Source organism: Rothia sp. P7208 (genome assembly GCF_048512915.1).
In the GTDB taxonomy this organism is placed as follows: Bacteria; Actinomycetota; Actinomycetes; order Actinomycetales; family Micrococcaceae; genus Rothia.
In genome coordinates, this window is sequence record NZ_JBLXXW010000002.1 from 54016 (window position 1) to 78763 (window position 24748).

The following is a 24748-nucleotide window of genomic DNA, read 5'->3' on the forward strand; positions in this document are numbered from 1 at the left end:
GGTTTTGGGAGTCTGTCTAACAGGGTGTTTTCTGAAGTGTTCACCTTTCTGGAGGTTATCCACAGCTAAATAGTGTTTTTGAGGTCTTTTAACCCCATATCTTGTGTCAAAGCTATGTTCGAACGCTACATAATGGTGGTTATGGAGTTTTTGGTGGCGAGCAGACTCACCCAAATTACAATTTTTGTTCTGGCGCGTTGAGCACTTTCTTGAGAAGTTTAAGAAAGATGACGAATCACTTTATATTGTGCAGCTTGAGCTACTGGGCGCATCACCACTCGGTCTAGATTGATATGGTGCGGAACGTTGACAGCAAAAGTTACGGTTTGTGCAACGTCTGCTGCGGTCAGAGGATTCTCGACACCTTCATAGACTTTTTGGGCAGCTTCAGCAGAGCCTAAACGCTTAGCAGAGAACTCTTCAGTGTGAACCATTCCTGGGCTAATTTCAATGACTCGGATATTGTGTTCTGCTTCTTCTAGACGGAGCGCTTCGGTCAGTCCACGTTGCCCAAATTTTGCGGCGTTATATCCGCCGCCACCTTCATATCCAGCTTCAGCAGCAGTAGATGTGAGGTTGAGGATGGTTCCTTCTTCAGACTGACGCAGTGCTGGTAAAAACGCTTGAATCATGTTTAAAGTACCCAAGACGTTCAGTCGATACATAAAAGCCCAGTCTTCGGGGTTGCCCTCAGCGACGGAGTCGACTCCTACAGCACCACCAGAAATGTTGACGAGGGCGTGTAGCTTTCCGTCAGTTTGTTCAAGGACCTGTGTGCGAACAGTCTGAACGGCTTCACTATCGGTAATATCTAGTGGGGTGGGGATGGCTCCAGTGCGTTGAGCGAGTTCTTCAAGACGTTCAACACGACGTGCGACGGCATATACTGTCCATCCGCTAGCGCACATCTGTTCGACGGTGGCTCTACCAATACCGGAGGAAGCGCCGGTAACAACAGCAATTTTCCCGTGACGGGCTTGAGCATCAAAAGGATTTTGAGGAATATAAGTCTCTACCATATTTCCAACTTACCGACAGATAGCTCATCTTCGGAAGTTATTCCTTAAAAATGACAGAGTATTTTTTCATTTTTTGGGGGTTCACCTGCCGATATCACCTCAGATTTCCCCCAGAACAGAACCAGAGCATGAGAGAATTACCAGCATGGCTGAAAATAACCAGGGCACAGACACGCCCGTAACAATTAATGTTCCTGACCGTCCCGGCTTAGAAGGTCTCGAAAAGAAACTTTCTGAACGTTGGGCTAACGAAAAAACGTATGCTTTCAACCGTGAGACAACACGCGAAGAAGTATATTCTATTGACACCCCACCACCGACCGCATCGGGTTCTTTGCATGTGGGGCATATGTTCTCTTATACCCAGACTGACGTTATTGCCCGCTATCAGCGCATGCGTGGAAAAAATGTTTTTTACCCATTGGGTTGGGACGATAATGGTCTGCCAACTGAACGTCGCGTACAAAACTATTATGGTGTTCTTTGCGACCCAGCTATCCCCTACGACTCAGAGTTTGTAGCACCGGAAAAACCCGCAAAAAATCAGCGTGACTGGCCACGTATTTCGCGCCAAAACTTTATTGAATTATGTGAGACTCTAGCTACTGAAGACGAAAAGGTCTTTGAGCAGCTTTTCACCACATTGGGGCTTTCTGTTGATTGGTCTCATACGTATCGAACTATTGATGCTCATTCACGTAAGGTCTCTCAGCTTGCGTTTCTTAACGACCTCAAAAATGGCGATGCCTATATGGCAGAGGCACCTACGATGTGGGATGTCACGTTCCGCACGGCAGTTGCACAGGCAGAGTTAGAAGATAAAGAACGTGAAGGTGCATATCATCGTATTTCTTTCCACCGCCCCAATGGTGAAAAAGTGTGGATTGAAACGACCCGCCCCGAATTGTTGCCTTCCTGTGTAGCTCTTGTAGCTCACCCTGATGATGAACGGTACCAAGAACTTTTCGGTACTACTGTTACTTCACCGCTATTTGGTGTCAGTGTGGAGGTTAAGGCTCACCCGTTGGCTCAGCCCGATAAAGGTGCGGGTATCGCAATGGTTTGCACATTTGGCGACACCACAGACGTCACATGGTGGCGTGAACTACAGCTTCCTACTCGTGCTCTGATTGGTCGTGACGGACGTTTCAGCCGTGACACCCCCGAGTGGATTACTGACGAGCAAGGACGAGCTAACTACGAACGTATGGCTGGTGCCACCGTTTTCACTGCACAGAAAACTGTTGTTGAGATGCTTGTTGAAGCTCAAGAGATGGATGGCGAGCCACGAAAGATTACTCACCCCGTTAAGTTCTACGAAAAGGGCGATAAGCCTCTTGAAATTGTGGCAAGCCGTCAATGGTATATCCGCAATGGTGGACGTGACGTATCACGTAGAGAAGAACTACTCGAACGTGGCCGTGCGATGACGTGGTACCCCTCGTTCATGCGTTCACGGTATGAGAATTGGGTGGAGGGTCTTAACGGCGACTGGTTGATTTCTCGCCAACGATTCTTCGGTGTGCCGTTCCCTATCTGGTACACGCTTGATGAAGATGGCGAACCAAACTACGACGAGCCCATTATTCCTGATGAGCAGATGCTTCCGGTGGATCCGGCAGCAGAGCCTGCCCCTGGGTTCACCGAAGATCAGCGCGGTGTACCCGGCGGATTCGTTGCAGACCCCGATGTTCTTGACACCTGGGCTACATCATCACTGACTCCACAGATTGCTACCGGATGGGCAGTAGATGAACAGCTTCATCAGGTAACGTTCCCGATGGATTTGCGTCCTCAAGGGCATGACATTATTCGTACATGGTTATTCTCCACGGTGGTCCGTTCGCATTCTTTGGAGAACTCTGTTCCATGGGCAAGTACTGCTCTATCAGGGTGGATTCTTGACCCAGACCGTAAGAAGATGTCTAAGTCTAAGGGCAATGTTGTTGTCCCCAATGAAGTCCTCGAAAAGTACGGTTCCGATGCGGTGCGTTATTGGGCTGCTTCTGCTCGTCTTGGTGCAGATACCGCCTATGACGAAGGACAAATGAAAATCGGTCGTCGTCTTGCCATCAAACTGTTGAACGCTTCAAAGTTCGTGCTCGGTCTTGGCGCTACACAAGATTCTGTATTGACTACTGCAGAACAAACAAGTGTTCTGACCAACGCTTTGGATCGTTCTCTTCTGGCAAAACTTGCACAGGTAGTAGAAGAAGCCACTCTTGCTTTTGAAAAGTACGAGTATGCTCGTGCTCTACAATTATGCGAGACGTTCTTCTGGTCTTTCACCGATGATTTTGTAGAACTTATTAAAGATCGTGCCTATGGTTCTCGTGGTGAAGAAGAACAAGCTTCTGTCCTAGCGGCTTTGGCAACAACTCTTGACGCACTATTGCGTCTTTTTGCGCCGTTCTTACCCTTTGCTACTGATGAGGTGTGGAGCTGGTGGCGTTCAGGTTCAGTTCACCGTGCTTCATGGCCAACATCTGAAGGTTATAAAGCGGTGCTCGAGAACGCAGATGTTCAGGTTCTGCCTACCGTAGGTCTAGCCTTAGGTGGTCTACGCAAGGCAAAGTCTGAAGCTCAAGTTAAACAGCGTACCGAAGTGGCTACCGCAACTATTTCTGCATCGCAAGAAGTTCTAGAACAGGTTAAAGCTGGTGTCGAAGATCTTAAGGCTGCTGGAAATGTGCGAGAGCTTCAATTTGTTGTCGCCGACGTCGAGCTCGCCGTCTCAAAAGTTAAGCTTCTTACAGAAGAGACCGAAGCTTAAAATATCTCTCACGTTACCGCACCTATCCGGTTAACGAGAAGATGGGGAGAACACCGCGTTTTAGCAGGTGGTGTTCTTCCCATCTTTGTTTTCTTAGTTCTTTTCAAAATTTTGGATTTTCTTATGTCGGATTCTTCTCCTCGCCCTTTTGATGCGCAGTACCCCAAATATCGTGGAGATCCCAATAACGTCAGCAAACAACGCTATTTTATGATGAATATGGGAAAGCGAGTTCTGGAAGGGTGGGCCGATAAACTTTATTTTGTGTTTGCTGGAATCGCCTCTATCTGGCTTGCGGTGGTAGCGCTGATTGATTCGTGGTATCACAGCTGGTGGGGTATTCTCATCGCCTTTGGTTTTTGGTTCTTCTCTGCTTATCTCACGTTGCCTCGTTTTCATCGCATCATGACAGACCTGTATGTTCCCGACTATTTTATTGGACGAACTCGCACAGGTGATGGTCTTCTCGGAGACCCCGTCAATATCGGACTCCGTGGAACAGCAGACGAGATTCATACTGCGATGAAAAAAGCAGGATGGGTCAAAGCAGACCCCGTTACGTTGGCATCTTCATGGCGTATTATCGTCAATACGCTCAGGAAGCGTCCTTACCCAACGGCTCCGGTTTCGCCTCTTTATTTATTTCATCGTTCTGAGAATTTTGCCTATCAGCAAGAGGTAGATGGCTCCCCTAGCAAACGTCACCATGTTCGTTTTTGGAAAGCACCTGAAGGCTGGAAATTGCCAGGTGGCGAACCCGTTGATTGGCTTGCTGCAGCAACTTTTGACAGAGCAGTAGGACTCTCCCTATTCACTTTTCAAATTACTCATAAGATTGACGCTGAGACAGATAAAGAACGTGACTATGTCGTTGAAACAGTGTTGTACTGTAATCAGAAGGCACGCTCTGATCTTATCGAGGATTTCTCTTCTGGGTATCATTCCCGTAACGGTGGCGGAGACACCATTCTTACCGATGGAGATTTACCTATCCTCGATTTGACGTCGGTATGCAATCATCAAGATGAAAGTCACAACGCCCAACGACATGAGCGCATGCATCGTCGTAGACCTTGGGAATTAGTAGAACAAGCGCCGTTGAGTGTGTGGCTTGCTTCTGCTTTTACATCTTTAGTGATTCTTTTGCAAGCATTCTTGAGCGTTACACATTTAGGTGTTCTGATTACCCCGAAAGATTCCTTTGAAGTAGATGTTCAAAGGTTCTGGCAGATATACATTGCGCCGGTTGTTATTGTTGTTATCTTATGCATCACAATTATTCAGATTTTCCTCGTGGTATGGACGATTCGAGGAAGTCAGTTAGCGCGTAAAATTCTCCTCGCATTATTGTGTTTTTCTTTTATTTCTAATGCGTTGAGTCTTGTTTTTGGTACGGAACAAGATATTAGTACTACCTATACCATCTATGTACTCATGGCATCTCAAGTGTATGCACTCTTAGAGTTCACCTCCGATGGTGCAGTAAACTATACCTTCAATATCACTCGGCAGAAATCTCGTCGTTAAGACAAAAGGTGAGGGGTTGGGGCACAAAAGATATTGTGCCCCAACCCCTCACCTTGAGGAAAGTCGTGTTACTGGTTATTGAAAATTGGCCCGACAGTGCGAGGGCGCTTCAATTCAAAGAAACCTGGATAAGAAGCTAAGGTGAGGGCAGCGTCAAAAAGCTTTCCTGCTTCTTCTCCAGTAGGTGCGGGGCTAATCACTGGACCAAAGAAGGTTACTCCGTTAATGCTCATCAGAGGAACACCGATGTCGTCTCCCCCAGCATGTTCTAGCCCACGACGAGTAGAAGAACGCATCTGCTCATCGTATTCGTCATGATGGGCGTACTGCGCGTAGTCTTCGGGTAAACCGACAACGGCTAAAGCAGCAACAATAGCTTCTTCGTAGCGGGTACCGCCATGGTTCTGTTGGTGATGGATTTGTTCACCTAAAGCGGTGTATAGTGCATCAACTTCTTTTTGAGAGTAGTTTTCAGCGACTGCAGTGACAACTCGAGCTGGTCCCCATACTTGTTGCATGTGTTCATGGTATTTTTCGGGAAGTTCACGTCCCTCATTTAATACTGAGAGAGAAAAAGGGTTCCATACGATGTCGATGTCACGAACCTTTTCGACTTCTTTAATCCAGCGTGAAGTAATCCAGCACCAAGGGCATGTTGGGTCAAACCAAAATTCTACGGATGCTTTATCTGCCATGATGACTCCTTAATGTTGAGAGATAAGGTTTAGTCCTTATACTGTAGTCTTCTCGTTTTAAGAGAAAAATTCTTTGAACTCTTAGGCTGATTTTTGAGAGTTATCTCCTGCACCAAGCACTATTATCGGTTCTTTATCCCCTTGAACGACTTCAGCATCAATAATGACTATCGATACGTCCTGACGTGATGGAATATCGAACATGACAGGAAGTAAGAGTTCTTCCATAATTGCGCGTAGCCCACGTGCACCGGTCTCACGCTCAATTGCTAATCGTGCAATAGCCAATAGTGCAGAATCCTCAAAAACAAGTTCCACACCGTCCATGGCAAACATTCGCTTGTATTGTTTAACTAAAGCATTTTTAGGTTCTATTAGGATTCTTGTCAGGTCTTCTTCGTTCAAGGTGTTTAAGGTAGCAAGAACTGGTAGACGACCAATGAATTCAGGGATTAGACCAAATTTGAGAAGGTCTTCTGGCATCAGTTTTTGGAGTAGGTCAGTGTCCTGCCCAGCATTATCAATGCGTGCACCAAAGCCGATGCCTTTTCGTCCAACACGTCCGCTAACAATCTCTTCAAGCCCAGCAAATGCGCCAGCAACAATAAACAAGATATTTGTTGTGTCAATGTGCATAAAGTCTTGCTGAGGGTGTTTACGTCCTCCTTGTGGAGAAACTGCTGCTACCGTTCCTTCAAGGATTTTCAGTAACGCCTGCTGAACTCCTTCTCCAGAAACATCTCGAGTAATTGACGGGTTATCAGCTTTTCGTGAGATTTTATCGATTTCGTCAATGTAGACGATACCCTTTTGTGCTTTTGTGATGTCTCCATCGGCGGCTTGGATGAGTTTAAGCAAAATGTTCTCGACGTCTTCGCCGACGTATCCAGCTTCGGTAAGGGATGTTGCATCAGCAACGGCAAAAGGAACGTTCAGTTTCTTCGCGAGGGTCTGAGCAAGATAAGTTTTTCCAGAACCGGTAGATCCCACCAGAAGAATATTGGATTTAGCGATATCAACGTCTTCCCCATCGGTTGCAAGAAGTGTGTTTGCTTCGGTGACGGGGTTTTCCATCATACGGATACGTTTGTAATGATTGTAGACTGCAACAGCGAGGACTCGTTTAGCAGCTTCTTGTCCAACAACATATTCTTGGAGATGATCAAAAATTTCTCGTGGCGTGGGTAGCTCCAGTGGTTCGTTATCTTTGCGAGTTTCTGATAATTCTTCCTCAAGGATTTCATTACACAGCTCGATACATTCATCGCAAATGTAAATATTTGGCCCCATGATGAGTTTGCGAACCTGTTTTTGGTTTTTGCCACAGAAGGAGCATTTGAGAAGGTTGGTTGCCTCGCCGATTCTCGCCACGCTGCTGTTCCTTTCCGTCGGATTCTGTCAGTCTCTAGGCTACCTTGATTCTCTCAGAGTCCAAATTACACACAGTTTTAAGTCTTAACTACGGTTGTATTACAGAGTCTTGACTTCTATCATAACGACACTTGAGGTGTTTGACGTAAGACTATACTATTGTTTTCTTTTTTATTGTGAATAAAGAAGTGAGCCCCTTGAACACTCATATCAGGTTGAGGGTTCAAGGGGCTCAGCACAACTTGTTAGCTGTAGTCTTCTGCAGTATTAAATTTTGGTTTTACGGCTTTACGTGATTCAAGTACTTGATCGACGAGACCGTATTCAAGGGCAGCTTGCGCTGTCATGATGTTGTCTCGTTCAATGGAACGATCTACTTCTTCGGGGTCTTTATCACAGTGTAGTGCGAGAGTGTCTGCAAGCCATTGGCGCATACGCATTACTTCGTTAGCGTGAATTTCGATATCTGAGGCCTGTCCACCTTGTTGTCCACCTAGCGCTGGCTGGTGAATCAGCACACGAGCGTTAGGAAGAGCTAGACGTTTTCCTGGTGTTCCAGCAGCTAGGAGCACAGCTGCTGCAGAAGCTGCTTGACCTAGGCAAACAGTTTGCACCTCAGGGCGAATGTACTGCATGGTGTCGTAGATTGCTGTCATTGCGGTGAAAGATCCACCGGGAGAATTGATGTACAGGGTGATGTCACGGTCTGGGTCTTGGGATTCGAGTACGAGCAGCTGAGCCATAATGTCATCGGCTGAAGCATCATCGACTTGGGTTCCAAGGAAGATAATACGGTCTTCAAAGAGCTTAGCGTAAGGATCTTGACGCTTGTACCCGTAGGGCGTGCGCTCTTCAAAATTTGGCAGGACGTAACGGTTGCTAGGCATGACGTGAGCAGGCATTGATGTGGGATTATAATTCATTTTCTTCTCCTCAAAATTTTGTTGATACACAATTATTTTTGTGCTGAGACCTGTGTTCCTGCGCTGGTAGCAATATGGTCAAAGAAACCGTAGGCAAGACCTTCTTCTGCGGTAAACCAGTTGTCGCGGTCATTATCTTTGAGGATAGTTTCCAAAGTTTGTCCAGTGCGCTCTGCAGTAATCTGCGATAGGCGTTTTTTCATGTCCAAGATAAGTTCTGCTTGAATGCGAATGTCTGAGGCGGTACCTCCTAGACCGCCGGAAGGCTGGTGCATGAGGATTCGAGCGTTAGGAGTTGCGTAGCGTTTTCCTGGTGCTCCTGCGGTCAGGAGGAACTGCCCCATAGATGCAGCCATACCTGTTACAACAGTTACGACGTCGTTAGGGATTAGTTGCATGGTGTCATAGATTGCCATACCTGCAGTAACAGAGCCGCCGGGTGAGTTGATGTATAGATAGATGTCGGCTTCAGGGTCTTCTGCAGAGAGTAGAAGCATTTGAGAGCATATGCGGTTTGCGTTGGAGTCACGAACTTCAGATCCAAGCCAGATAATACGTTCTTTGAGCAGACGGTTATATACGTAGTCGTCTTGTCCCCCTGCGGGAGTTTCGGCATGTGAAGTAATGCCAGCAGAGAACGACGGCAGAGGCAAAATATGAGACATAAGTTCTTTTTCCTTACTCGCTGATACCGAATGCGTCCGGTTCATTGAAAATATCGGTTACTTAGAAGATTAGCGAACTTTTCATCACTTCGGGTGTGAGTTCACGTTCAACGAAACATCTCGTGTCATGCCTGAACTGTTCATACTAATGTTTTGGTGGTGGTGTTTAGAGAATACGCTTGTGGGGCACCCTCCCGAAAGAGAATGCCCCACAAGCGTATGAGAAGATTATTCTGCGTCTTTCGCAGTTCCTAGGTAGGAAGACAAGTCAACGACGTTACCCTTGGTATCTTTAACTTCTGCTTTTTCAAGTACAGAAGCAAGAGCCTTGGAACGACGTACTTCGCCAACCATAAGACCAGCTTGACCAGAGCCTTCTAGCATCTGAGCGAACTGGTTTGGATCCATGCCGTATTGAGAGGACATGGTAATGATGTAGTCGATGATTTCGGACTGTTCAACACCGATTTCTTCAGCCTCAGCAATAGCATCGAGAACCATTTCGTTCTTGAATGCTTCGGTTGCGTTCTTGCGGATTTCTTCACGGTGTTCTTCGTTATCGTGGTCAGCTTCAGTACCAGCAGATTTGAAGTGCTGTTCTAGCTGATCTTCGATGACCTTCTCAGGGACAGGAACTTCGGTTAGTTCGACAAGTTGAGCGAGAACTTTGTCGCGAGCTTGCGCGCCTTGTTCTGCAACCTTAGAGTCGAGGGCCTGCTTCTTGAGGTCTTCTTTGAGTTCTTCAATGGTGTCGAATTCTGAGGCTAGCTGAGCGAATTCGTCATCTGCTTCTGGAAGTTCACGTTCCTTGACTGCGGTTAGCTCAACTTTGACAACAGCGTCTTTACCCGCGTGCTCACCACCAGCAAGTTTGGTCTCGAAGGTTGCGTCCTCGCCAGCAGAAAGTGCAGTGAGAGCTTCGTCTAGACCTTCAAGCATGGTTCCTGCACCAACCTGGTAAGAGAGGTCGTTTGCAGCGTCTACTTCTTCGCCGTCGATAGAGGCAGTAAGGTTGATGGTGACAAAGTCTTTGTCTGCAGCGGGGCGGTCGACAACTTTGAGGGTGCCAAAGCGTGCGCGAAGATCGTCAAGAGCTTTCTGCTCATCTTCTGCAGAAACAGTTGCTTCTTCAACTTCTACGCTTAGACCAGAGTAGTCAGGAAGTTCAATTTCAGGGCGAACGGTGACCTGAATGGAAAGTTTCACATCGTTTTCGCGCGCAGATTCCTCTGGCTTGCTGATGATTTCCAATTCTGGCTGAGCAAGAGGGATAAGACCGTTCTCAGCGAGTGCTTTCTGGTAAAACTCATTGAGTCCTTCGTTGAGAGCGTTCTCTACAACAAAGTCGAATCCAGCGCGCTGTTCAATAAGCGCACGAGGAGTTTTGCCCTTGCGGAAGCCGGGAACCTGGATCTGCTGAGCCAGAGACTTGTAGGTACGGTCAAGATAAGTCTTGAACTCTGCGAAAGGAACCTCGACCTCAATTTTTGCGAGGGTCGGGTTGATCTTCTCGACGGCAGTTTTCACGTCCGCTGATCTCCTGAATATTTAGTCGGTTATCCGCAAGTATTGTTGACTCGCAGATTCTTGTAATGGTTCTTATGATAAAGCAAAACCCGTCGAAAGAATACTTCGACGGGTTCTGCTAACTCATGTCGGGGTGACAGGATTCGAACCTGCGATCTCCTGCTCCCAAAGCAGGCGCGTTAGCCAAGCTACGCCACACCCCGTTCAGCACAAGGCGTTATCCAGTGTATAACAGTTTTTTAATCCTCGCTACTCGAAAAACTTTTTTAAGCAGTTTTTAACCCCCAAAAACACCAAAAATAACTCCCGAAGACCATCATTTCCACTAGTAAAAAGCACTTTTCTACCTCGTGAAAAAATCTCAAAAAAAATTTTCTACAACCCCTCAAAGACCCTCTTTGAGAAAAGAATCAAAAAAAATTCCCTTTTCGAGTTGACAGGGCATCAAAACTAGTGTTTACTAGATTGAGTCCCACGGGGATGTAGCTTAATGGTAAAGCCTCAGTCTTCCAAACTGATTACGCGGGTTCGATTCCCGTCATCCCCTCCACATAAAATATCCTGAAGCGATAAAGCTTCAGGATATTTTTTTATGCACGGAAACCTTTATACTCTCAAGCAATCATAAAATCCCCTACACAACGCTCATAAAAGCGCTATGCAGAGGACCAAATCAACCCATCTTTACCGATAGTTTTCATCAAAAAATTCGTATTCACGATCAACAGCTTCACACCACCGAGCAATAATCTTCTCGTCAGCGCCACCACGTAATTGAAGAACACGCTCTAACTCATCCACCAAAAATTGTGCCCACTGCGCAAAATCTTCACCACGATGCAGCTCTATCCAGCCACGATGCAAACGACGTTCAGGCTCTGGAAGCCCAAGAGAACCCCAATCTAAATATAAAGCTTCAGCAATCACCAACATCACCAATAAATGCGCATAATCCTGCGACGCAACCGCAGAATACATAAGCTTCTCAAAAGCACTCGTATTCTCCGTCAGCAGTGGAGCAATACGATCTTGCTCAGAAACACCCAACTCATCAAAAGAATCCTCAAAATAAGTATTTTCAGATTCTGCCAAAAAACCTAGCTGACGAGCAAAACGCAATTTTACGGAAGCCTCATCCGCACACGCTACGCACTCCCCCAGCATCGACAAAAAAGCATCAAAGAATTGATAGTCCTGAACAAGGTAATTTCGCAAGACCTGATCTTCAATAGTCCCCGCAAACAACTCATGGACGAAACGATGTTCAACCGTTTCCTTCCAACGTTGCGAAGTCATATCTAAAAGCTTTTGGACGTTTGCCCCACAAGTAAATGATGATGTTACGGGAACGCGACAAGACATAAATCCACCTTTATTGCCAGTAGGTACCAATACCGAAAGTATAGATTCCCTCCAACCCATAAAGAATGAGCTAGGACACATAGGGGATATATGTCAAAACTATTACACCGCCAAAGAACACTGACATTGAGGACACCAATACAACTTACGCCCAGCAAGTTCTTTCATCGCGATAGAAGAGGAACACAACAAACAATTCTGCCCCTGCCTCTGATACACATAATATGCAGCGTTCGGCCACGCATCTTCTAACGGAATACCAGCACGATGCTCATCACGAGTTGTCACAATCTTCCCCAAACGAACACCGACACGAAGAAGATCTGAAAGATCCTCCCATAACAATAAGGCTTCGTCTAAGGAAAGGTCTCGAGCAGGGCGCATCGGGTCAATCCCCTGCCGAAACAGCGATTCCGCTCTAAAAATATTTCCGACGCCCGAAATAATTTTCTGGTCCATCAGCACTACCGCAATAGGGCGGGAGGTGCGTTTCAAAGACCCATAAAACGTCTCGACAGAACTGTCCTGAGAAAGAGGGTCTTGCCCTAACTCAGCACGAACGTTCGCTACTTGTTCAGGAGTCAGCACTCTGCACGTCATAGCACCAACAAGATCAGCCCAACAAGTATCAGCAATAATCCGTGCCCGAGTTGTAGGAGCAACCTCCGCAGGGGCCGTAGCAACCAAACGTTGCCCAGTCTGTTCTATCTCTTGAGCTTTACGCGGAGCACCAATAGCAGTAGAGCCTATAAAATGTTCACCACCAAAAGTCCAAGCACCATAGATTCCCAAATGGACGTTGAGTGTTAAGTCATGATCAAAACATATAAAAAGATGTTTCCCATGAGCATAAGCACCGGTGATAGTCTGCCCATCAAGCAACTGGGCACCATCACTAAAACGCCCCTGAGGACTAGTAACAGCAACAACTTTCCCCGAAAATAGCTCCGTAAATTGATGGGCAAGACGATGAATCGAATGACCTTCTGGCATAATAATCGCGCTAATTTCTCAAAACGCTAGGAGTTAATTTCTCGACCAGTAATAGCACCAGTAGCCTCGTACTCTGCCATCTGGTCAATACGGCGTTGATGACGTTCTTCACCAGTCCAAGCAGTCGTCAAGAAAACGCGAATAATTTCCCATGCTTCCTCAAGGCTGTGTTGACGCCCGCCAATAGCCACCACCTGAGCATTATTATGCTCACGAGCCAAAGCAGCAGTATCGTGGTTCCACGCCAAAGCGGCACGGATACCAGTTACTTTATTTGCTGCCATCTGTTCGCCATTTCCCGAGCCGCCCAAAACAATCCCTAAAGAATCCAGCCCCTCTTCTCTATCTTTCCGAACACCAAGAGCCGCATTAATACAGAAACTTGGATAATCATCTAGCGGATCATATTCGCTTGGACCGTGATCAATAACCTCATATCCGTTCTCTGTTAGCTTCTGAACAAAATACTGACTCATCTCTAAACCAGCATGGTCAGTCGCAATATGTACGCGCATAGTAAAACTCCTTGAAAGCGATAACGCCAGCAGAGACGAGGAGTTCTTCTGCTGTCGTGCAGTAGTTATTCAGGCAGCGCCTATTTCATCTTTGTGAACTAGGGCATTAGACTTTGAGAGAAGAGCTTCTAGCTCATAGTTCTGCTAGGTCTTATCTAATGATTCTAGTAACGATTGAGGAGTAGCGCATTCTACGCGTCTGCGTTGCACCCGTATTTTTGAAAAAAGAGAGGGCTATATGCCGGGAATGAACCTTACACGCGCTGAGGCAATTGAACGCGCAAACGTTGTCACTCACGTTGATTCTTATACCATCACTGTGGATTTGACCCAAGGCGAAAGAATTTTTACTACCCACGCAACCATCGTTTTTGATGCAGTAGCTGGCGCCTCAACTTTTATTGATGCCATTACCGACACCGTTCGTTCCATTAACCTCAATGGTGTTGACCTTCCAGTAGACCTCGCTGATGGCGTGCGTATTCAGCTACCAGAACTAGCAGAAAAAAATACCCTCATCATTGATGCAGATTTCCTCTACACCAACACCGGTGAAGGGCTGCACCGATTCGTCGACCCCGCTGACCAAGAAGTTTACCTCTATTCCCAATTTGAGGTTCCAGATTCCCGCCGAGTCTACCCTGTCTTTGAACAACCAGACCTCAAAGCATCCTTCGTTTTTTCGGTCAAAGCTCCTCAACACTGGACTGTTATCTCGAACCAGCCTGAGACTTCTGTTCACGAACAACCAGACAGCACACTCTGGAGTTTCAAGCCCACACCTCGTATCTCCTCATATATCACCGCAATTATTGCTGGCCCCTATGAAAAGGTCACAAGTTCTTTAGTCAATTCCGAAGGACGAACCATTGCATTAGGTGCTTTTGCCCGTAAATCTCTCATGCCGTATCTAGATGCCGAAGACATCTTCACATTGACGCGTCAAGGATTCGAGTTTTACGAAAAGATATTCGACACACCCTATCCTTTCGAAAAGTATGACCAGCTATTCGTGCCAGAATTCAACGCTGGCGCCATGGAGAATGCTGGTGCAGTCACCTTCTTAGAGAACTATATTTTCCGTTCAAAACCCACTGAAGCTCTTATCGAACGTCGTGCTATTACTATTCTTCACGAACTAGCACACATGTGGTTTGGCGATCTTGTCACCATGAAATGGTGGAATGACCTCTGGCTCAACGAATCTTTCGCTGAGTTTATGTGCACTCTCGCAGCAGCGGAAAATACTCGTTTCTCCTCTCAAGCGTGGGCAACCTTCGCCGCATCAGGAAAAACTTGGGCATACCGTCAAGACCAGCTTTCATCGACACACCCCATTGTTGCGCCTATTCGTGACCTCAACGATGTGCAAGTGAACTTCGACGGTATCACCTACGCCAAAGGTGCTTCTGTTTTACGTCAACTTGTTGCATGGGTTGGACAAGAGAACTTTATGTCCGCACTCACCCAATATTTTGCAAAACATTCTTGGGGTAATACCGTCCTCGATGATTTACTCGTTGAGTTAGAGGCTACCTCCGGACGTGACGTTCGCTCATGGTCTGCACTATGGTTAGAAACCGCTGGTGTTAATACGCTAACTAGCGAAGTTGAAGAAGATGAAAACGGTAACATCTCATCGTTGAAAATTCGTCAAAGCTATGCGGAAGGGTATGAGACACTACGTCCGCATCGTCTTGTCGTCGGGTTCTATTCTTTGCGTGAAGGAAAACTAACACGTACCAAGCGTATTGAGTTAGACGTTAATGGTGAACTTACAGACGTGGCTGAAGCCTCCGGCGTTGAACGACCTGATTTGATTCTTCTCAATGATGAAGATTTAGCTTATGCAAAGATTCGTCTAGACGAACGCTCTTTGCAAACAGCTATTGACCATCTTGGTGATATCGACTCCCCCACTGCCCGCAGCGTTGTATGGGGCTCATTGTGGGATACAACTCGTGATGCGCAAATGCCGGCACACCATTTTGTTGAGCTTGTTCTCAATAACATTGGTGCAGAAACAAACTCGACATCAATGCGTGTTCAGTTGCTTAACCTCGAGCACACGCTCTCATTTTATGTTGCTCGCTCTCATGCACACGATTTACGTATCCGTGTTGCAGATCGTCTATGGGACATCACGCAGAAAGCCCAACCTCATTCTGACCAGCAACTACAGCTTGTGCGCGCTTTTGCGCGTCTTGCAAAGTCAGATGAACAGCTCGATCGTGTTCAGTCGTTGATGGACGGTTCAATAGTTCTTGAAGGTATCGTCGTAGACACTGACTTGCGATGGTCTTTCATTCAGTCTCTAGCTGCCGGTGGGCGATACAGCGCAGAAGAAATTGCGCAAGCTCTCGAACAAGACCGCACATCAAATGGTCAGCAGGCTGCTGCTACTGCTGAAGCGTCTATTCCTACAGCTGAAGCTAAAGCTAAGATGTGGCATGACATCGTAGAAACCGGTGAGCTCTCGAATATCGTTCAGCGCTCTGCTATTGCAGGATTCTTTACCGGTGCAGACGAACAGCTCATGGAACCCTATGTTGAACGCTATTTTGAGGCTATTGAGCAGGTTTGGCGTTCTCGCAGCCATGAAATTTCTCAGCAAATTATTGGTGGACTATTCCCCCAGAATTATTCTGCACAATTGCTTGAACGTACCGAACAGTATTTAGCATCGTTACCAGAAGATGCGGGTTCTTTACACCGTCAAGTTGCAGAATGTCGAGATTCTATGGTTCGAGCGTTGAAAGTCCAAGAAGCAGACGCTCGTTCATAAACTCAACAGCTTTCTGATCAAAAGCTTGGTCAACAAAAGACCCCTTAACGATGATTGGTGCTTCTCTTAGCATCAGCACATTGGTTGAGGGGTCTTTTGATGTTTCAACGGTTCTTTTCTCTTGGTAGGCTAGTGAACGTGAGTTCCCATAATCATCCAGCAGAACAACAATCTTTTTATCATCAAGTTGGAGGCGCCCCAACTTTTGAAAAGCTCTGTTCAGAGTTCTATCAACGCGTTGCTTCAGATCCTGAATTTCGAGCCATGTATCCGGAAGAAGACCTTGCGCCAGCGGAGCGTCGGCTACGAATGTTTTTAGAACAGTATTGGGGTGGTCCGACTACCTATCAGCAAGAACGGGGTCATCCACGTTTAAGAATGAGGCATTTCCCTTTTGCTATTGGAGCCAAAGAACGAGACACTTGGTTGCAGTATATGCGGGAGTCGGTCAAGACGCTTGGGCTATCTCCTCTTCACGAAACAGTAATGCTTGACTACTTAGAGCGTGCAGCCCATGCAATGCAAAACCGTGCTTAGCTCCCCCCCCCCCACGTGTTTTCTGGAGGTGCATCACCGAGGTAGAAAACATTTTTATGTTTTGCTTTTTCAGAGGGTTCTAGGGTTCTAGGGTTCTAGGGTTCTAGGGTTCTAGGGTTCTAGGGTTCTAGGGTTCTAGGGTTCTAGGGTTCTAGGGTTCTCAAGAAGTTTATTCTGAACTTGCAGATTTTTTACACAAGACATGTCCCATGGGGCACGATAGTCTAATCCACCCCTCAGAATGATAGATATAGACTGGCATATGCGCCACGGGTGGCAAAAATCCTAGTACTTCTGCAGCAAAAGCAATACCACTAGGAAGCGTATAGTTTTCTGGAGTGTAGCGGTATTCTTGATTCTCTATTACTTCCCACGGCATAGGAGATGACCAAATACGAGAACGGACGGTTGCTAGAACAGCGTGTCCGGGGTTAGTCGGAAGAGCACTATCTACAGCATTCATTCCGTCAAGAGCTATTTTTTTGAGCTCTCCTACTGTGGTTCGACCGATTTTCGCCCAGTCGCTAAAAGGCGGCAGCTGACCGCTCCATGATGCTGTTGTAACCACCGGTGGGATGAAAAGATAATTTTTCTGTTGATCAATACGAGCAAGCCGATCAAGTACCGCGCTGATTTCTACCGTTGTATCTAGTGTTTGGGCAGAAGCAATGTTGAGTGCTCTTAGCCCAAGGATGGTAGGTGTGGTATCGATGAGTGTTTCAGGTGCCAACGCACAGACATAGGCGCCGACAGACATGCCACGAGTAATGAGCCGTACTGAGGCTTGTGCATCCAAAGATTTTGCGCGGGCGAGATAGGTTTTGAAGTCTTTAATTTGGTTAACATCTACCAGCTGAAGGTACGAAGCATTTTCTGCTGTTTTGTTAAGCATTCTTCGGTTCTACCTCTTTATCACATGTTGTAGGTTCTAGGGTTTACCCTATACCGTAGTTTTAGCGCAATCCTTATCTATAAGAATATCGTGTACAGAGGATAAAGAACGAGAGTCTAGATAAGTTCTCTCAGCTTTTCTTCAGAAGAACTCTTCAAGAAAGAGGGGTGTCACAACACTATTTAGTGTTGTGACACCCCTCTTCTACAGTTCAGAGTCCATTGCTCGTTGTCTCAGAGCAGATGATGAACTTATCGAGTCAATTTACGGTGAATGACACGGTGTGGTTTTGCCGCTTCAGGGCCGAGACGTTCAACTTTATTAGCTTCATAAGACTCGAAGTTACCTTCGTACCAATACCAGTTATCTGGGTTTTCGTCGGTACCTTCCCACGCAAGGATATGGGTTGCAACGCGGTCGAGGAACCAACGGTCGTGGGATACGACAACGGCACAACCGGGGAATTCAAGCAACGCATTTTCAAGGGATGCAAGAGTTTCTACGTCAAGGTCGTTTGTTGGTTCGTCCAAGAGCAGAAGGTTTCCACCTTGTTTGAGGGTCAATGCTAGGTTGAGACGATTACGCTCACCACCAGAGAGCACTCCAGCTTTCTTTTGCTGGTCGGGGCCTTTGAATCCGAAGGCCGAGACATAAGCACGAGAGGGCATCTCTACTTGACCTACTTGAATGTAGTCTAGTCCGTCAGAAACAACTTCCCAGAGTGTTTTTTCAGGGTCGATGTTCGCACGGTTCTGATCAACGTATGAGATTTTGACGGTTTCACCAATTTTGAGTTCTCCGCCGTCTAGTTCTTCAAGTCCAACAATTGTTTTGAAGAGGGTCGATTTACCCACACCGTTTGGCCCGATGACGCCGACGATACCGTTACGCGGCAGGCTGAAAGACAGTCCGTTAATCAAAGAACGTCCATCAAACCCTTTTTGAAGGTTTTCAGCTTCAATGACGACGTTACCTAGGCGTGGACCTGGAGGAATCTGAATTTCTTCGAAATCAAGCTTACGAGTTTTCTCCGCTTCAGCTGCCATTTCTTCATAGCGTGCAAGACGAGCTTTAGATTTTGCTTGACGGCCTTTAGTATTCGAGCGGACCCAGTCGAGCTCATCGTTAAGACGCTTTGCCAATTTTGCGTCTTTTTTGCCTTGAACTTCTAGGCGGGCGCGTTTCTTCTCGAGGTAGGTTGAGTAATTGCCCTCATACGGGTAGAGGTTTCCACGGTCAACTTCAGCGATCCACTCCGCAACGTGGTCGAGGAAGTAACGGTCGTGCGTTACAGCAATAACAGCACCTTCGTAGGATTGTAGGTGTTGTTCGAGCCAGAGCACAGATTCTGCGTCAAGGTGGTTCGTGGGCTCATCGAGAAGAAGGAGGTCTGGTTTTTCTAATAGCAATTTGCAAAGTGCAACGCGTCGTCGTTCACCACCGGAGAGTTTTGTTACTGGTGAATCTGCTGGTGGGCAGCGGAGAGCGTCCATCGCTTGTTCAAGTTGGGAGTCGAGGTCCCATGCGTTGGCTGCATCAATAGCTTCTTGCAGTTTGCCCATTTCTTCCATGAGCGAGTCGAAGTCTGCATCGGGATTTGCCATTTCTTCTGAGATGGCGTTGTATCGGTCAAGTTTTTCTTTAATCTCGCCGACGCCTTCTTCGACGTTACCTAGGACGGTTTTCTCTTCGTTTAGTGGTGGCTCCTGTAGAAGGATTCCTACAGTATATTCGGGAGAAAGACGGGCTTCACCGTTAGATGGAGTGTCTAGTCCTGCCATAATTTTGAGGATGGTTGATTTTCCGGCACCATTTGGGCCGACCATACCGATTTTAGCGCCTGGGAAAAATGACATAGAAACGTCATTGAGGATGACTTTGTCGCCCACTGTTTTGCGGGCTTTGCTCATCGTGTAAATAAATTCTGCCATGGTCTCTAGGCTACCGTATTCGGGTTTTTCTTGCTGTTCTTTAGTGTCAGTGTGTGGAATGTTCTTGGGTGTTTTGTTCTATCAGCTTATGTTGAGTGTGGTGTGAGACGTTTATGAGAGAACTGCCCCAGATAGACGGTTCGCTATCTGGGGCAGTTTTGGTCGATATTATTTTTAGTATCCGGACTCTTCAAGCTCTGGTAAGTCAACTACTTCAAAGCTGAGCGTTCCTTCAGCTCGTGAAACAGTGGTATTTGGGTCTCGTGGGGAGCGTTTTGCTGCCCATGCTTGGAAACTTTCTTCATCCGCCCAGCGGGTAATGACGAAGTAGTGTTCTTGTCCTTCTCCAGTTGGACGTAACAGCTCGAAACCTTCAAAACCTGGTTCTTGATCGACAGAGTGTTTGCGTTGGGCAAATCGTTTTTCGAGTTCAGCAAAGTTGCCGTCTTTCACAGCAAGCTTGTTAATTTTAAGGATGGTCATGATAGCTCTCTTTCTTCGTTGTTGAGCTATTTCCAGTATATGCTTGGTGACAGATATTACCTATAGATTTTTCGCATTATAGGTACTTTCTTTTTGCTCCTCTACGAATCTGGATGTATCATACAGAAAGGTTATTTTTGACCTTATTGCCTCAGTAGCTCAGTGGATAGAGCAGGAGCCTTCTAATCTCTTGGTCGGGGGTTCGACTCCCTCCTGGGGCACCCAGCAAAAGAGGCCTTGCAACGCTATATAGCGTTGCAAGGCCTCTTTTCTTTTGAATGCAATACCTATTTAGACCACCATTAGGTAGGTAGCAGGTTGGCGTCTTTCCCGTAGAATTTGACGTGTTGCAGCGTCGATAAAGACTAAATAACAGGCATACCCGAAGGAAACAATGACGGAGAGAAGTCGCCCCATGTTGGTGTCAAAATCTTTGAGATAGGGTGATACGTCTAGCTGGTCACTTACCGCATAAATCATGAAAAATAGTGTGGTAATGAAGTAGAAGTCCAACTCCCAGTTGTTTTTGATGCCGGTGACAGCAAAGAACGGTATCACCCATAGTAAGTACCACGATTGGATCATAGGAGAGAAGACAACAACAAGTCCTAGAGATAGCCCTGCTCGTCGAACAACTTCAGGCCATGATTTACAGAACATGATAGCGACAGCACTTCCCATACCGATATATTTGCTGATACTGCCAATAGTGTCTTTGACGAAGTCTGCAGTTTCTGACGATGAGAAAAAAGCAACAATAGATGAACCCACTACCATAAGGAAGCCCATCGGCGAATACCAAATGTATTGACCTCCGGTCGTCGAGAGTGCACCAATCCACCCGAACCCGAAACCGCTGAGTAGCCCCATCACGGTCAGTTCTGTAAGGGAGATTACACCAACATAGAACCACGTAATGAAGATTCTTCTCCACGAGGCATCTTCTCCGGCCCAAAGCAGCCCGATAAACGGTAGGAGCACGAGAGCAATGGGTTTGATAGCAACAGCTAAAGTCACCAATGTCGCCCCGAGAATACCGCCTCGATAGTTACGGTTTTTTGTAGCGTAGTAAAATCCGGCTAGGGCGATACCTGTCATGAGAGCGTCGTTGTGCGCGGCGGTTACGAATTGAGCAATAAAGAGCGGGTTTGTGACAACAAGCCATAATGCACGTGTGTGATTGATATCGTGAAGAACTGCAATTTTGGGTACATAGTAGGCAATTAACGCAACTCCGAAAAGTGCAATGAGCCTAAACAAGATAATGCCTAGGTCAATATTTGATCCAGCAATTCTGACAACAAATTCTTCAATCCACAAAAAGAGCGTCCCATAAGGTGGTGGCGATTGCGCCCAGAGAGGGTCTGCCCCGTATTGGAAGAAATTGTTGATGGTCGAGACGCCGTTTTCGTAGGGGTTTAGCCCGGCAAGCATGACTCGTCCTTGCGCGAAGTAGGAGAAAACGTCTCGACTGAAGAGTGGGAATGCAAATAGTTGTGGCGTTGTCCAGCAGATAATGGCTCTCCACGTCCATTGGCTGGCGTCACCGTCCCAAACTCCAAGCTTTTGAGAAAGCCTGAGCCATTCCCTGCACATCATCATTCCACCGACTGCTAATAGCAAGATACAGGTGACAATGCCTGCAACGTTATATCGCAAGGCAATAATCAGCGGCTCTCTGTTCAGAGGTGATGCGTCACTAATCCAGCCAACACCAAAGGAACCTATTGTCATAAGCATAGAGCCTATGGTTCCCATGATGATCGTGCGCATTGGGTTTTTATAGACGTAACGTTTTCCGAGATTGCGCCGATACTGACTAGATGCGCGAGAAGGTTTTTCTACTGTTTGATTCATAGGGTTCCTGATAAGGGGTGCCGGTTATTGACGTTAATTTTACCTGTTATTTGTTTTTTGGCAGTATGGGCTACGAGATGCGTCAGCTAATTCTTGAGAAGTTTTTAGTTAAGGTTTTCTTTTTCTTCGTTCTTGAGAGTAGATTAGAGTTTGTGTCTATTTCTAATGAACGAATTGTATGGATTGATTGTGAGATGACAGGACTGTCGTTGCAGCAGGATGCTCTCATTGAGGTAGCGGTTATTGTTACTGATGCTGAGCTGAATATTGTTGATGACGGGTTAGATGTTGTCATTAAGCCTGAACCAGAAGCATTTGAGCAGATGGACGATTTTGTGCGGAATATGCACGAAAATTCTGGTCTGCTTAAGGAGCTTAGTTCTGGTCTTTCGTTGAGTGAAGCTCAAGCTCAGGTGCTTGAGTACATTAAAAGATTTGTTCCGGTTGCAGGCAAAGCTCAGCTAGGTGGCAATTCTGTGGGAACAGATAAGGCTTTTTTGACCCGCGATATGCCAGAGGTCATTGAGCATCTTCACTATCGGGTGATTGATGTATCTACGATTAAGGAACTTGCTCGCAGGTGGTTCCCTGCTGCTGCGTATAGTGCTCCACAGAAGACGGGGAACCATCGCGCGTTGGGAGATATTAGGGATTCTATTAACGAGTTAAGGTACTATCGTCGGACAGTTTTTGTTCCAGCTCCGGGCCCTGATTCCGTGGAATCCGCCAAAATTGCTCAAGAGTTTTCTTCGCAAACCCCTAAACAGTGTTAAGCATCACATGATTTCAGTTTTGGTTTTATCATATTAGTAGGTAAGCTATTATCTGTTGCTAAAACAAAGTCCTTATACAACACTTTGGGTTAGTAGCTTATGGTGGTCGTAGCTCAGTTGGCAGAGCGCCTGGTTGTGGTCCAGGAGGTCGCGGGTTCGACCCCCGTCGATCACCCCAGAGAAAGGGTCGTTATGGCATTAGCCGTAACGACCCTTTTACTATATGTCGCTATTTTCTAGGATTCCACGTTAAGGAGTTTTGATGACAACCCTTCCCATTGTTATTCATGGAAACCCTGTTCTACACCGAAGAGCAGAACCTGTCACAGCATTCGACGACACCTTAGCCGAGCTGATTGACAACATGTATGAGACTCAAGAACTTTCTCATGGTGTTGGGCTCGCTGCCCCGCAGGTTGGCGTAGGACTCAGACTTTTTACTTATAAGTTTGATAATGACGACGGAGTCCCTCCCCTAGGTGTTGTTATCAATCCGGTACTAACTCTTGGAAAAATTTCCTCTGCTGACCCTGACCCTGACGAGGAAGAAGAAGGCTGCCTATCATTTCCTGGATATGGATTCCCTCTCAAAAGAGCAGAATGGGTAGGGGTTCGAGGTCTTGACGCCCAAGGTCATCCCCTTGAGTTTGAAGCAACTGGCTGGTTTGCCCGGGTGATGCAACACGAAACAGACCATCTAGATGGCAAACTATATGTCAATCGTCTTAATAAGAAGTGGACAGCAAAAGCTAAAAAAGTTATTAAACGTGAAGGGTGGACTATGGAGGGGAATTCATGGCTGCCGGGGGTTGACCCAGATCCTTTTGGCCATTAAAAGTGGAAATCCAACCATCTGAGCGGGGTACGAACGGGACGCTCGATAAGCCGGGTTTTGTACTTAATACGTCCTGTGTTAAGTGGCAATTATCCATCTAGACCTAGAATTGCTTCTAGGCTCAAGCAGCTTACCCGAGCACTTCAGCGCACTACTTACTACGTGCTCTATTTAGCCTTGCTCCGAATGGGGTTTACCAAGCTGTTATAGTCACCTATAACACTGGTGGTCTCTTACACCACCTTTTCACCCTGACCTAGAGTTCTAGGCGGTCTATTTTCTGTGGCACTTTCCTGCAAGTTACCTTGAGTCGACGTTATCGACCATTCTGTGCTATGGAGCCCGGACTTTCCTCGTGGTGGTTTACCACGCAATTGCCTGAACGTCCCGTTCGTACCTTGATTCTACTACACTTAAAGCATGCTTATTTTATTTCCTCCTTCAGAAGGCAAAACAGCTCAAAATACAGATCGAACTGTCGATTTAGCGGATTTGAGTTTTCCTGAGCTCACTCAGTCACGTGAGGAGTTGATGCAGCAGCTCCAGATAGTCAGCGATTCTGAGGATGCTTTGGCTCAGCTTAAGGTAGGGGCATCCTTGGCTCAAGAAGTAGAGCGCAACACACGATTATGGCGAGAGCCTGCAGCTCAAGCGTCTGAAGTTTATAGTGGCGTATTATTTGAAGCTTTTAATTTTTCTTCTCTAGATGAGCAGGCTCAAGAACGCGCTATCAATTCTGTGGTGATTATTTCTGCTCTTTGGGGAGCTGTCCGTTTCTCGGACGTTATTCCTGCATATAGGTTGTCTATGGGTGTAAAGCTTGGTGAGATTGGAGATCTTGCAAAGTATTGGAAAGGTGAACTTCCAACAGTCTTGAACCGTCACTATGACGGCGAGTTGGTTATCGATTGTCGATCTGCAGCATATGTGAAGGCTTATCCTACGCCGGTAGAGCGGACTTTAAGCGTTCGTGTTGAGAAAGTTCTTGAAGGCGATGAACGTAAGGTTGTCTCCCACATGGCTAAGCATTATCGAGGTGAGCTAGGACGATACCTTGTCCAGAAAGGCTTAACTGAGATTAATGTCCTAGACGAGCTGATAAATGAATTGTCCAAGGACTGGGAAATTGAGTTTTCCCCTGCCACAGCAAAGTCTGCAGGTATTCTCACTCTCGTAGTTCGCTAGTTTTCATGGGATAAAACACACCAAAAGAACATATCTGTTTTTACCGGACAATTTTAGTTCGAAACTATAGAATCTAAACTTTAGTTAAGTGTAAGATAAG

20 protein-coding genes, 4 tRNA genes and 1 other RNA gene are annotated in these 24748 nt (G+C 46.5%); 10 read left to right on the forward strand and 15 right to left on the reverse strand.

All coding sequences use genetic code 11. The features are described 5' to 3' along the window. Nucleotides 1-218: 218 nt before the first annotated feature. On the reverse strand, nt 219-1019 hold the full coding sequence (locus tag ACN084_RS03470) for an SDR family oxidoreductase (RefSeq protein ID WP_419101347.1): 801 nt from the start codon (nt 1017-1019) through the stop codon (nt 219-221). Between the two features lie 145 nt (nt 1020-1164). Between ACN084_RS03470 and valS the strand changes: the two genes are divergently transcribed. Together valS and ACN084_RS03480 are read left to right on the forward strand one after the other, a co-directional pair. Further along, nucleotides 1165-3792, forward strand: a complete 2628-nt coding sequence (gene valS, locus ACN084_RS03475) for a valine--tRNA ligase (protein WP_419105907.1) — start codon at nt 1165-1167, stop codon at nt 3790-3792. Nucleotides 3793-3915: 123 nt separating this feature from the next. Continuing rightward, complete coding sequence (locus tag ACN084_RS03480; protein ID WP_419101349.1) at nt 3916-5319, forward strand: LssY C-terminal domain-containing protein; 1404 nt, start codon at nt 3916-3918, stop codon at nt 5317-5319. 68 nt (nt 5320-5387) lie between these two features. On the opposite strand, the gene ACN084_RS03485 is transcribed toward ACN084_RS03480, so the two are convergent. The 6 genes from ACN084_RS03485 to ACN084_RS03510 all read right to left on the reverse strand — a co-directional run bounded on the left by ACN084_RS03485 (nt 5388) and on the right by ACN084_RS03510 (nt 10703). Then, entirely contained in the window at nt 5388-6014 is a 627-nt protein-coding gene (locus ACN084_RS03485) for a DsbA family protein (RefSeq protein ID WP_419101350.1), read from the reverse strand. An 81-nt stretch (nt 6015-6095) separates the two neighbouring features. Continuing rightward, entirely contained in the window at nt 6096-7385 is a 1290-nt protein-coding gene (gene clpX / locus ACN084_RS03490) for an ATP-dependent Clp protease ATP-binding subunit ClpX (protein ID WP_419105908.1), read from the reverse strand. 245 nt (nt 7386-7630) lie between these two features. After that, on the reverse strand, nt 7631-8308 hold the full coding sequence (locus ACN084_RS03495; protein ID WP_419101352.1) for an ATP-dependent Clp protease proteolytic subunit: 678 nt from the start codon (nt 8306-8308) through the stop codon (nt 7631-7633). A gap of 32 nt (nt 8309-8340) precedes the next feature. Continuing rightward, nucleotides 8341-8973 (reverse strand): ATP-dependent Clp protease proteolytic subunit, encoded by a 633-nt coding sequence (locus ACN084_RS03500; protein ID WP_419101353.1) that lies wholly within the window; start codon nt 8971-8973, stop codon nt 8341-8343. A gap of 228 nt (nt 8974-9201) precedes the next feature. Further along, the gene (tig, locus tag ACN084_RS03505) at nt 9202-10500 is read right to left on the reverse strand and encodes a trigger factor (protein ID WP_419105909.1); all 1299 of its coding nucleotides are present in this window, start codon (nt 10498-10500) and stop codon (nt 9202-9204) included. Between the two features lie 128 nt (nt 10501-10628). Further along, a tRNA-Pro gene (locus ACN084_RS03510) sits at nt 10629-10703 on the reverse strand. A gap of 273 nt (nt 10704-10976) precedes the next feature. Here ACN084_RS03510 and ACN084_RS03515 point away from each other — a divergent pair. Beyond that, nucleotides 10977-11050, forward strand: a tRNA-Gly gene (locus ACN084_RS03515). Nucleotides 11051-11184: 134 nt separating this feature from the next. On the opposite strand, the gene ACN084_RS03520 is transcribed toward ACN084_RS03515, so the two are convergent. From ACN084_RS03520 to ACN084_RS03530, 3 genes are all read right to left on the reverse strand, one after another. Further along, complete coding sequence (locus tag ACN084_RS03520) at nt 11185-11796, reverse strand: TenA family protein (protein ID WP_419105910.1); 612 nt, start codon at nt 11794-11796, stop codon at nt 11185-11187. A gap of 168 nt (nt 11797-11964) precedes the next feature. Next, on the reverse strand, nt 11965-12855 hold the full coding sequence (locus tag ACN084_RS03525; RefSeq protein ID WP_419105911.1) for an Fpg/Nei family DNA glycosylase: 891 nt from the start codon (nt 12853-12855) through the stop codon (nt 11965-11967). A gap of 26 nt (nt 12856-12881) precedes the next feature. Beyond that, on the reverse strand, nt 12882-13370 hold the full coding sequence (locus ACN084_RS03530) for a ribose-5-phosphate isomerase (protein ID WP_419101357.1): 489 nt from the start codon (nt 13368-13370) through the stop codon (nt 12882-12884). Nucleotides 13371-13608: 238 nt separating this feature from the next. Between ACN084_RS03530 and pepN the strand changes: the two genes are divergently transcribed. Together pepN and ACN084_RS03540 are read left to right on the forward strand one after the other, a co-directional pair. Beyond that, entirely contained in the window at nt 13609-16155 is a 2547-nt protein-coding gene (gene pepN / locus ACN084_RS03535; RefSeq protein ID WP_419105912.1) for an aminopeptidase N, read from the forward strand. A gap of 138 nt (nt 16156-16293) precedes the next feature. Then, nucleotides 16294-16692: a globin gene (locus tag ACN084_RS03540; protein WP_419101359.1), complete on the forward strand. Its 399-nt coding sequence runs from the start codon at nt 16294-16296 to the stop codon at nt 16690-16692. Between the two features lie 169 nt (nt 16693-16861). On the opposite strand, the gene ACN084_RS03545 is transcribed toward ACN084_RS03540, so the two are convergent. The 3 genes from ACN084_RS03545 to ACN084_RS03555 form a co-directional block, all read right to left on the reverse strand. Further along, the gene (locus ACN084_RS03545) at nt 16862-17584 is read right to left on the reverse strand and encodes a transcriptional regulator (RefSeq protein ID WP_419105913.1); all 723 of its coding nucleotides are present in this window, start codon (nt 17582-17584) and stop codon (nt 16862-16864) included. 251 nt (nt 17585-17835) lie between these two features. Next, the gene (ettA, locus tag ACN084_RS03550) at nt 17836-19515 is read right to left on the reverse strand and encodes an energy-dependent translational throttle protein EttA (protein ID WP_419101361.1); all 1680 of its coding nucleotides are present in this window, start codon (nt 19513-19515) and stop codon (nt 17836-17838) included. A 174-nt stretch (nt 19516-19689) separates the two neighbouring features. Then, a complete protein-coding gene (locus tag ACN084_RS03555; RefSeq protein ID WP_419101362.1) occupies nt 19690-19998 on the reverse strand; it encodes an antibiotic biosynthesis monooxygenase family protein in 309 nt (102 codons plus the stop codon). 148 nt (nt 19999-20146) lie between these two features. Between ACN084_RS03555 and ACN084_RS03560 the strand changes: the two genes are divergently transcribed. Next, nucleotides 20147-20219 (forward strand) — tRNA-Arg (locus ACN084_RS03560). Nucleotides 20220-20289: 70 nt separating this feature from the next. Here ACN084_RS03560 and mptB read toward each other — a convergent pair. Then, nucleotides 20290-21855: a polyprenol phosphomannose-dependent alpha 1,6 mannosyltransferase MptB gene (gene mptB, locus ACN084_RS03565; RefSeq protein ID WP_419105914.1), complete on the reverse strand. Its 1566-nt coding sequence runs from the start codon at nt 21853-21855 to the stop codon at nt 20290-20292. A gap of 152 nt (nt 21856-22007) precedes the next feature. On the opposite strand from mptB, the gene orn reads away from it, so the two are divergent. The 3 genes from orn to def all read left to right on the forward strand — a co-directional run bounded on the left by orn (nt 22008) and on the right by def (nt 23463). Then, nucleotides 22008-22628 carry an oligoribonuclease gene (orn, locus tag ACN084_RS03570; protein ID WP_419105915.1) on the forward strand — a complete coding sequence of 207 codons (621 nt, stop codon included), beginning with the start codon at nt 22008-22010 and terminating at the stop codon, nt 22626-22628. A 102-nt stretch (nt 22629-22730) separates the two neighbouring features. After that, nucleotides 22731-22806 (forward strand) — tRNA-His (locus tag ACN084_RS03575). Nucleotides 22807-22890: 84 nt separating this feature from the next. Beyond that, entirely contained in the window at nt 22891-23463 is a 573-nt protein-coding gene (def, locus tag ACN084_RS03580; protein ID WP_419105916.1) for a peptide deformylase, read from the forward strand. A gap of 30 nt (nt 23464-23493) precedes the next feature. On the opposite strand, the gene rnpB is transcribed toward def, so the two are convergent. Beyond that, nucleotides 23494-23853, reverse strand: an RNA gene (gene rnpB, locus ACN084_RS03585) — RNase P RNA component class A. 30 nt (nt 23854-23883) lie between these two features. On the opposite strand from rnpB, the gene ACN084_RS03590 reads away from it, so the two are divergent. Next, nucleotides 23884-24648, forward strand: coding sequence for a YaaA family protein (locus ACN084_RS03590; RefSeq protein ID WP_419105917.1), 765 nt, complete (start codon nt 23884-23886; stop codon nt 24646-24648). The last annotated feature ends 100 nt before the right edge of the window (nt 24649-24748 follow it).

Coding starts and splice junctions, on each gene's coding strand:
- ACN084_RS03470 (WP_419101347.1), bottom strand. CDS start 1,019: ATGGTAGAGACTTATATTCCTCAAAATCCTTTTGATGCTCAAGCCCGT.
- valS (WP_419105907.1), top strand. CDS start 1,165: ATGGCTGAAAATAACCAGGGCACAGACACGCCCGTAACAATTAATGTT.
- ACN084_RS03480 (WP_419101349.1), top strand. CDS start 3,916: ATGTCGGATTCTTCTCCTCGCCCTTTTGATGCGCAGTACCCCAAATAT.
- ACN084_RS03485 (WP_419101350.1), bottom strand. CDS start 6,014: ATGGCAGATAAAGCATCCGTAGAATTTTGGTTTGACCCAACATGCCCT.
- ACN084_RS03495 (WP_419101352.1), bottom strand. CDS start 8,308: ATGAATTATAATCCCACATCAATGCCTGCTCACGTCATGCCTAGCAAC.
- ACN084_RS03500 (WP_419101353.1), bottom strand. CDS start 8,973: ATGTCTCATATTTTGCCTCTGCCGTCGTTCTCTGCTGGCATTACTTCA.
- ACN084_RS03520 (WP_419105910.1), bottom strand. CDS start 11,796: ATGACTTCGCAACGTTGGAAGGAAACGGTTGAACATCGTTTCGTCCAT.
- ACN084_RS03525 (WP_419105911.1), bottom strand. CDS start 12,855: ATGCCAGAAGGTCATTCGATTCATCGTCTTGCCCATCAATTTACGGAG.
- ACN084_RS03530 (WP_419101357.1), bottom strand. CDS start 13,370: ATGCGCGTACATATTGCGACTGACCATGCTGGTTTAGAGATGAGTCAG.
- pepN (WP_419105912.1), top strand. CDS start 13,609: ATGCCGGGAATGAACCTTACACGCGCTGAGGCAATTGAACGCGCAAAC.
- ACN084_RS03545 (WP_419105913.1), bottom strand. CDS start 17,584: ATGCTTAACAAAACAGCAGAAAATGCTTCGTACCTTCAGCTGGTAGAT.
- ettA (WP_419101361.1), bottom strand. CDS start 19,515: ATGGCAGAATTTATTTACACGATGAGCAAAGCCCGCAAAACAGTGGGC.
- ACN084_RS03555 (WP_419101362.1), bottom strand. CDS start 19,998: ATGACCATCCTTAAAATTAACAAGCTTGCTGTGAAAGACGGCAACTTT.
- mptB (WP_419105914.1), bottom strand. CDS start 21,855: ATGAATCAAACAGTAGAAAAACCTTCTCGCGCATCTAGTCAGTATCGG.
- def (WP_419105916.1), top strand. CDS start 22,891: ATGACAACCCTTCCCATTGTTATTCATGGAAACCCTGTTCTACACCGA.
- ACN084_RS03590 (WP_419105917.1), top strand. CDS start 23,884: ATGCTTATTTTATTTCCTCCTTCAGAAGGCAAAACAGCTCAAAATACA.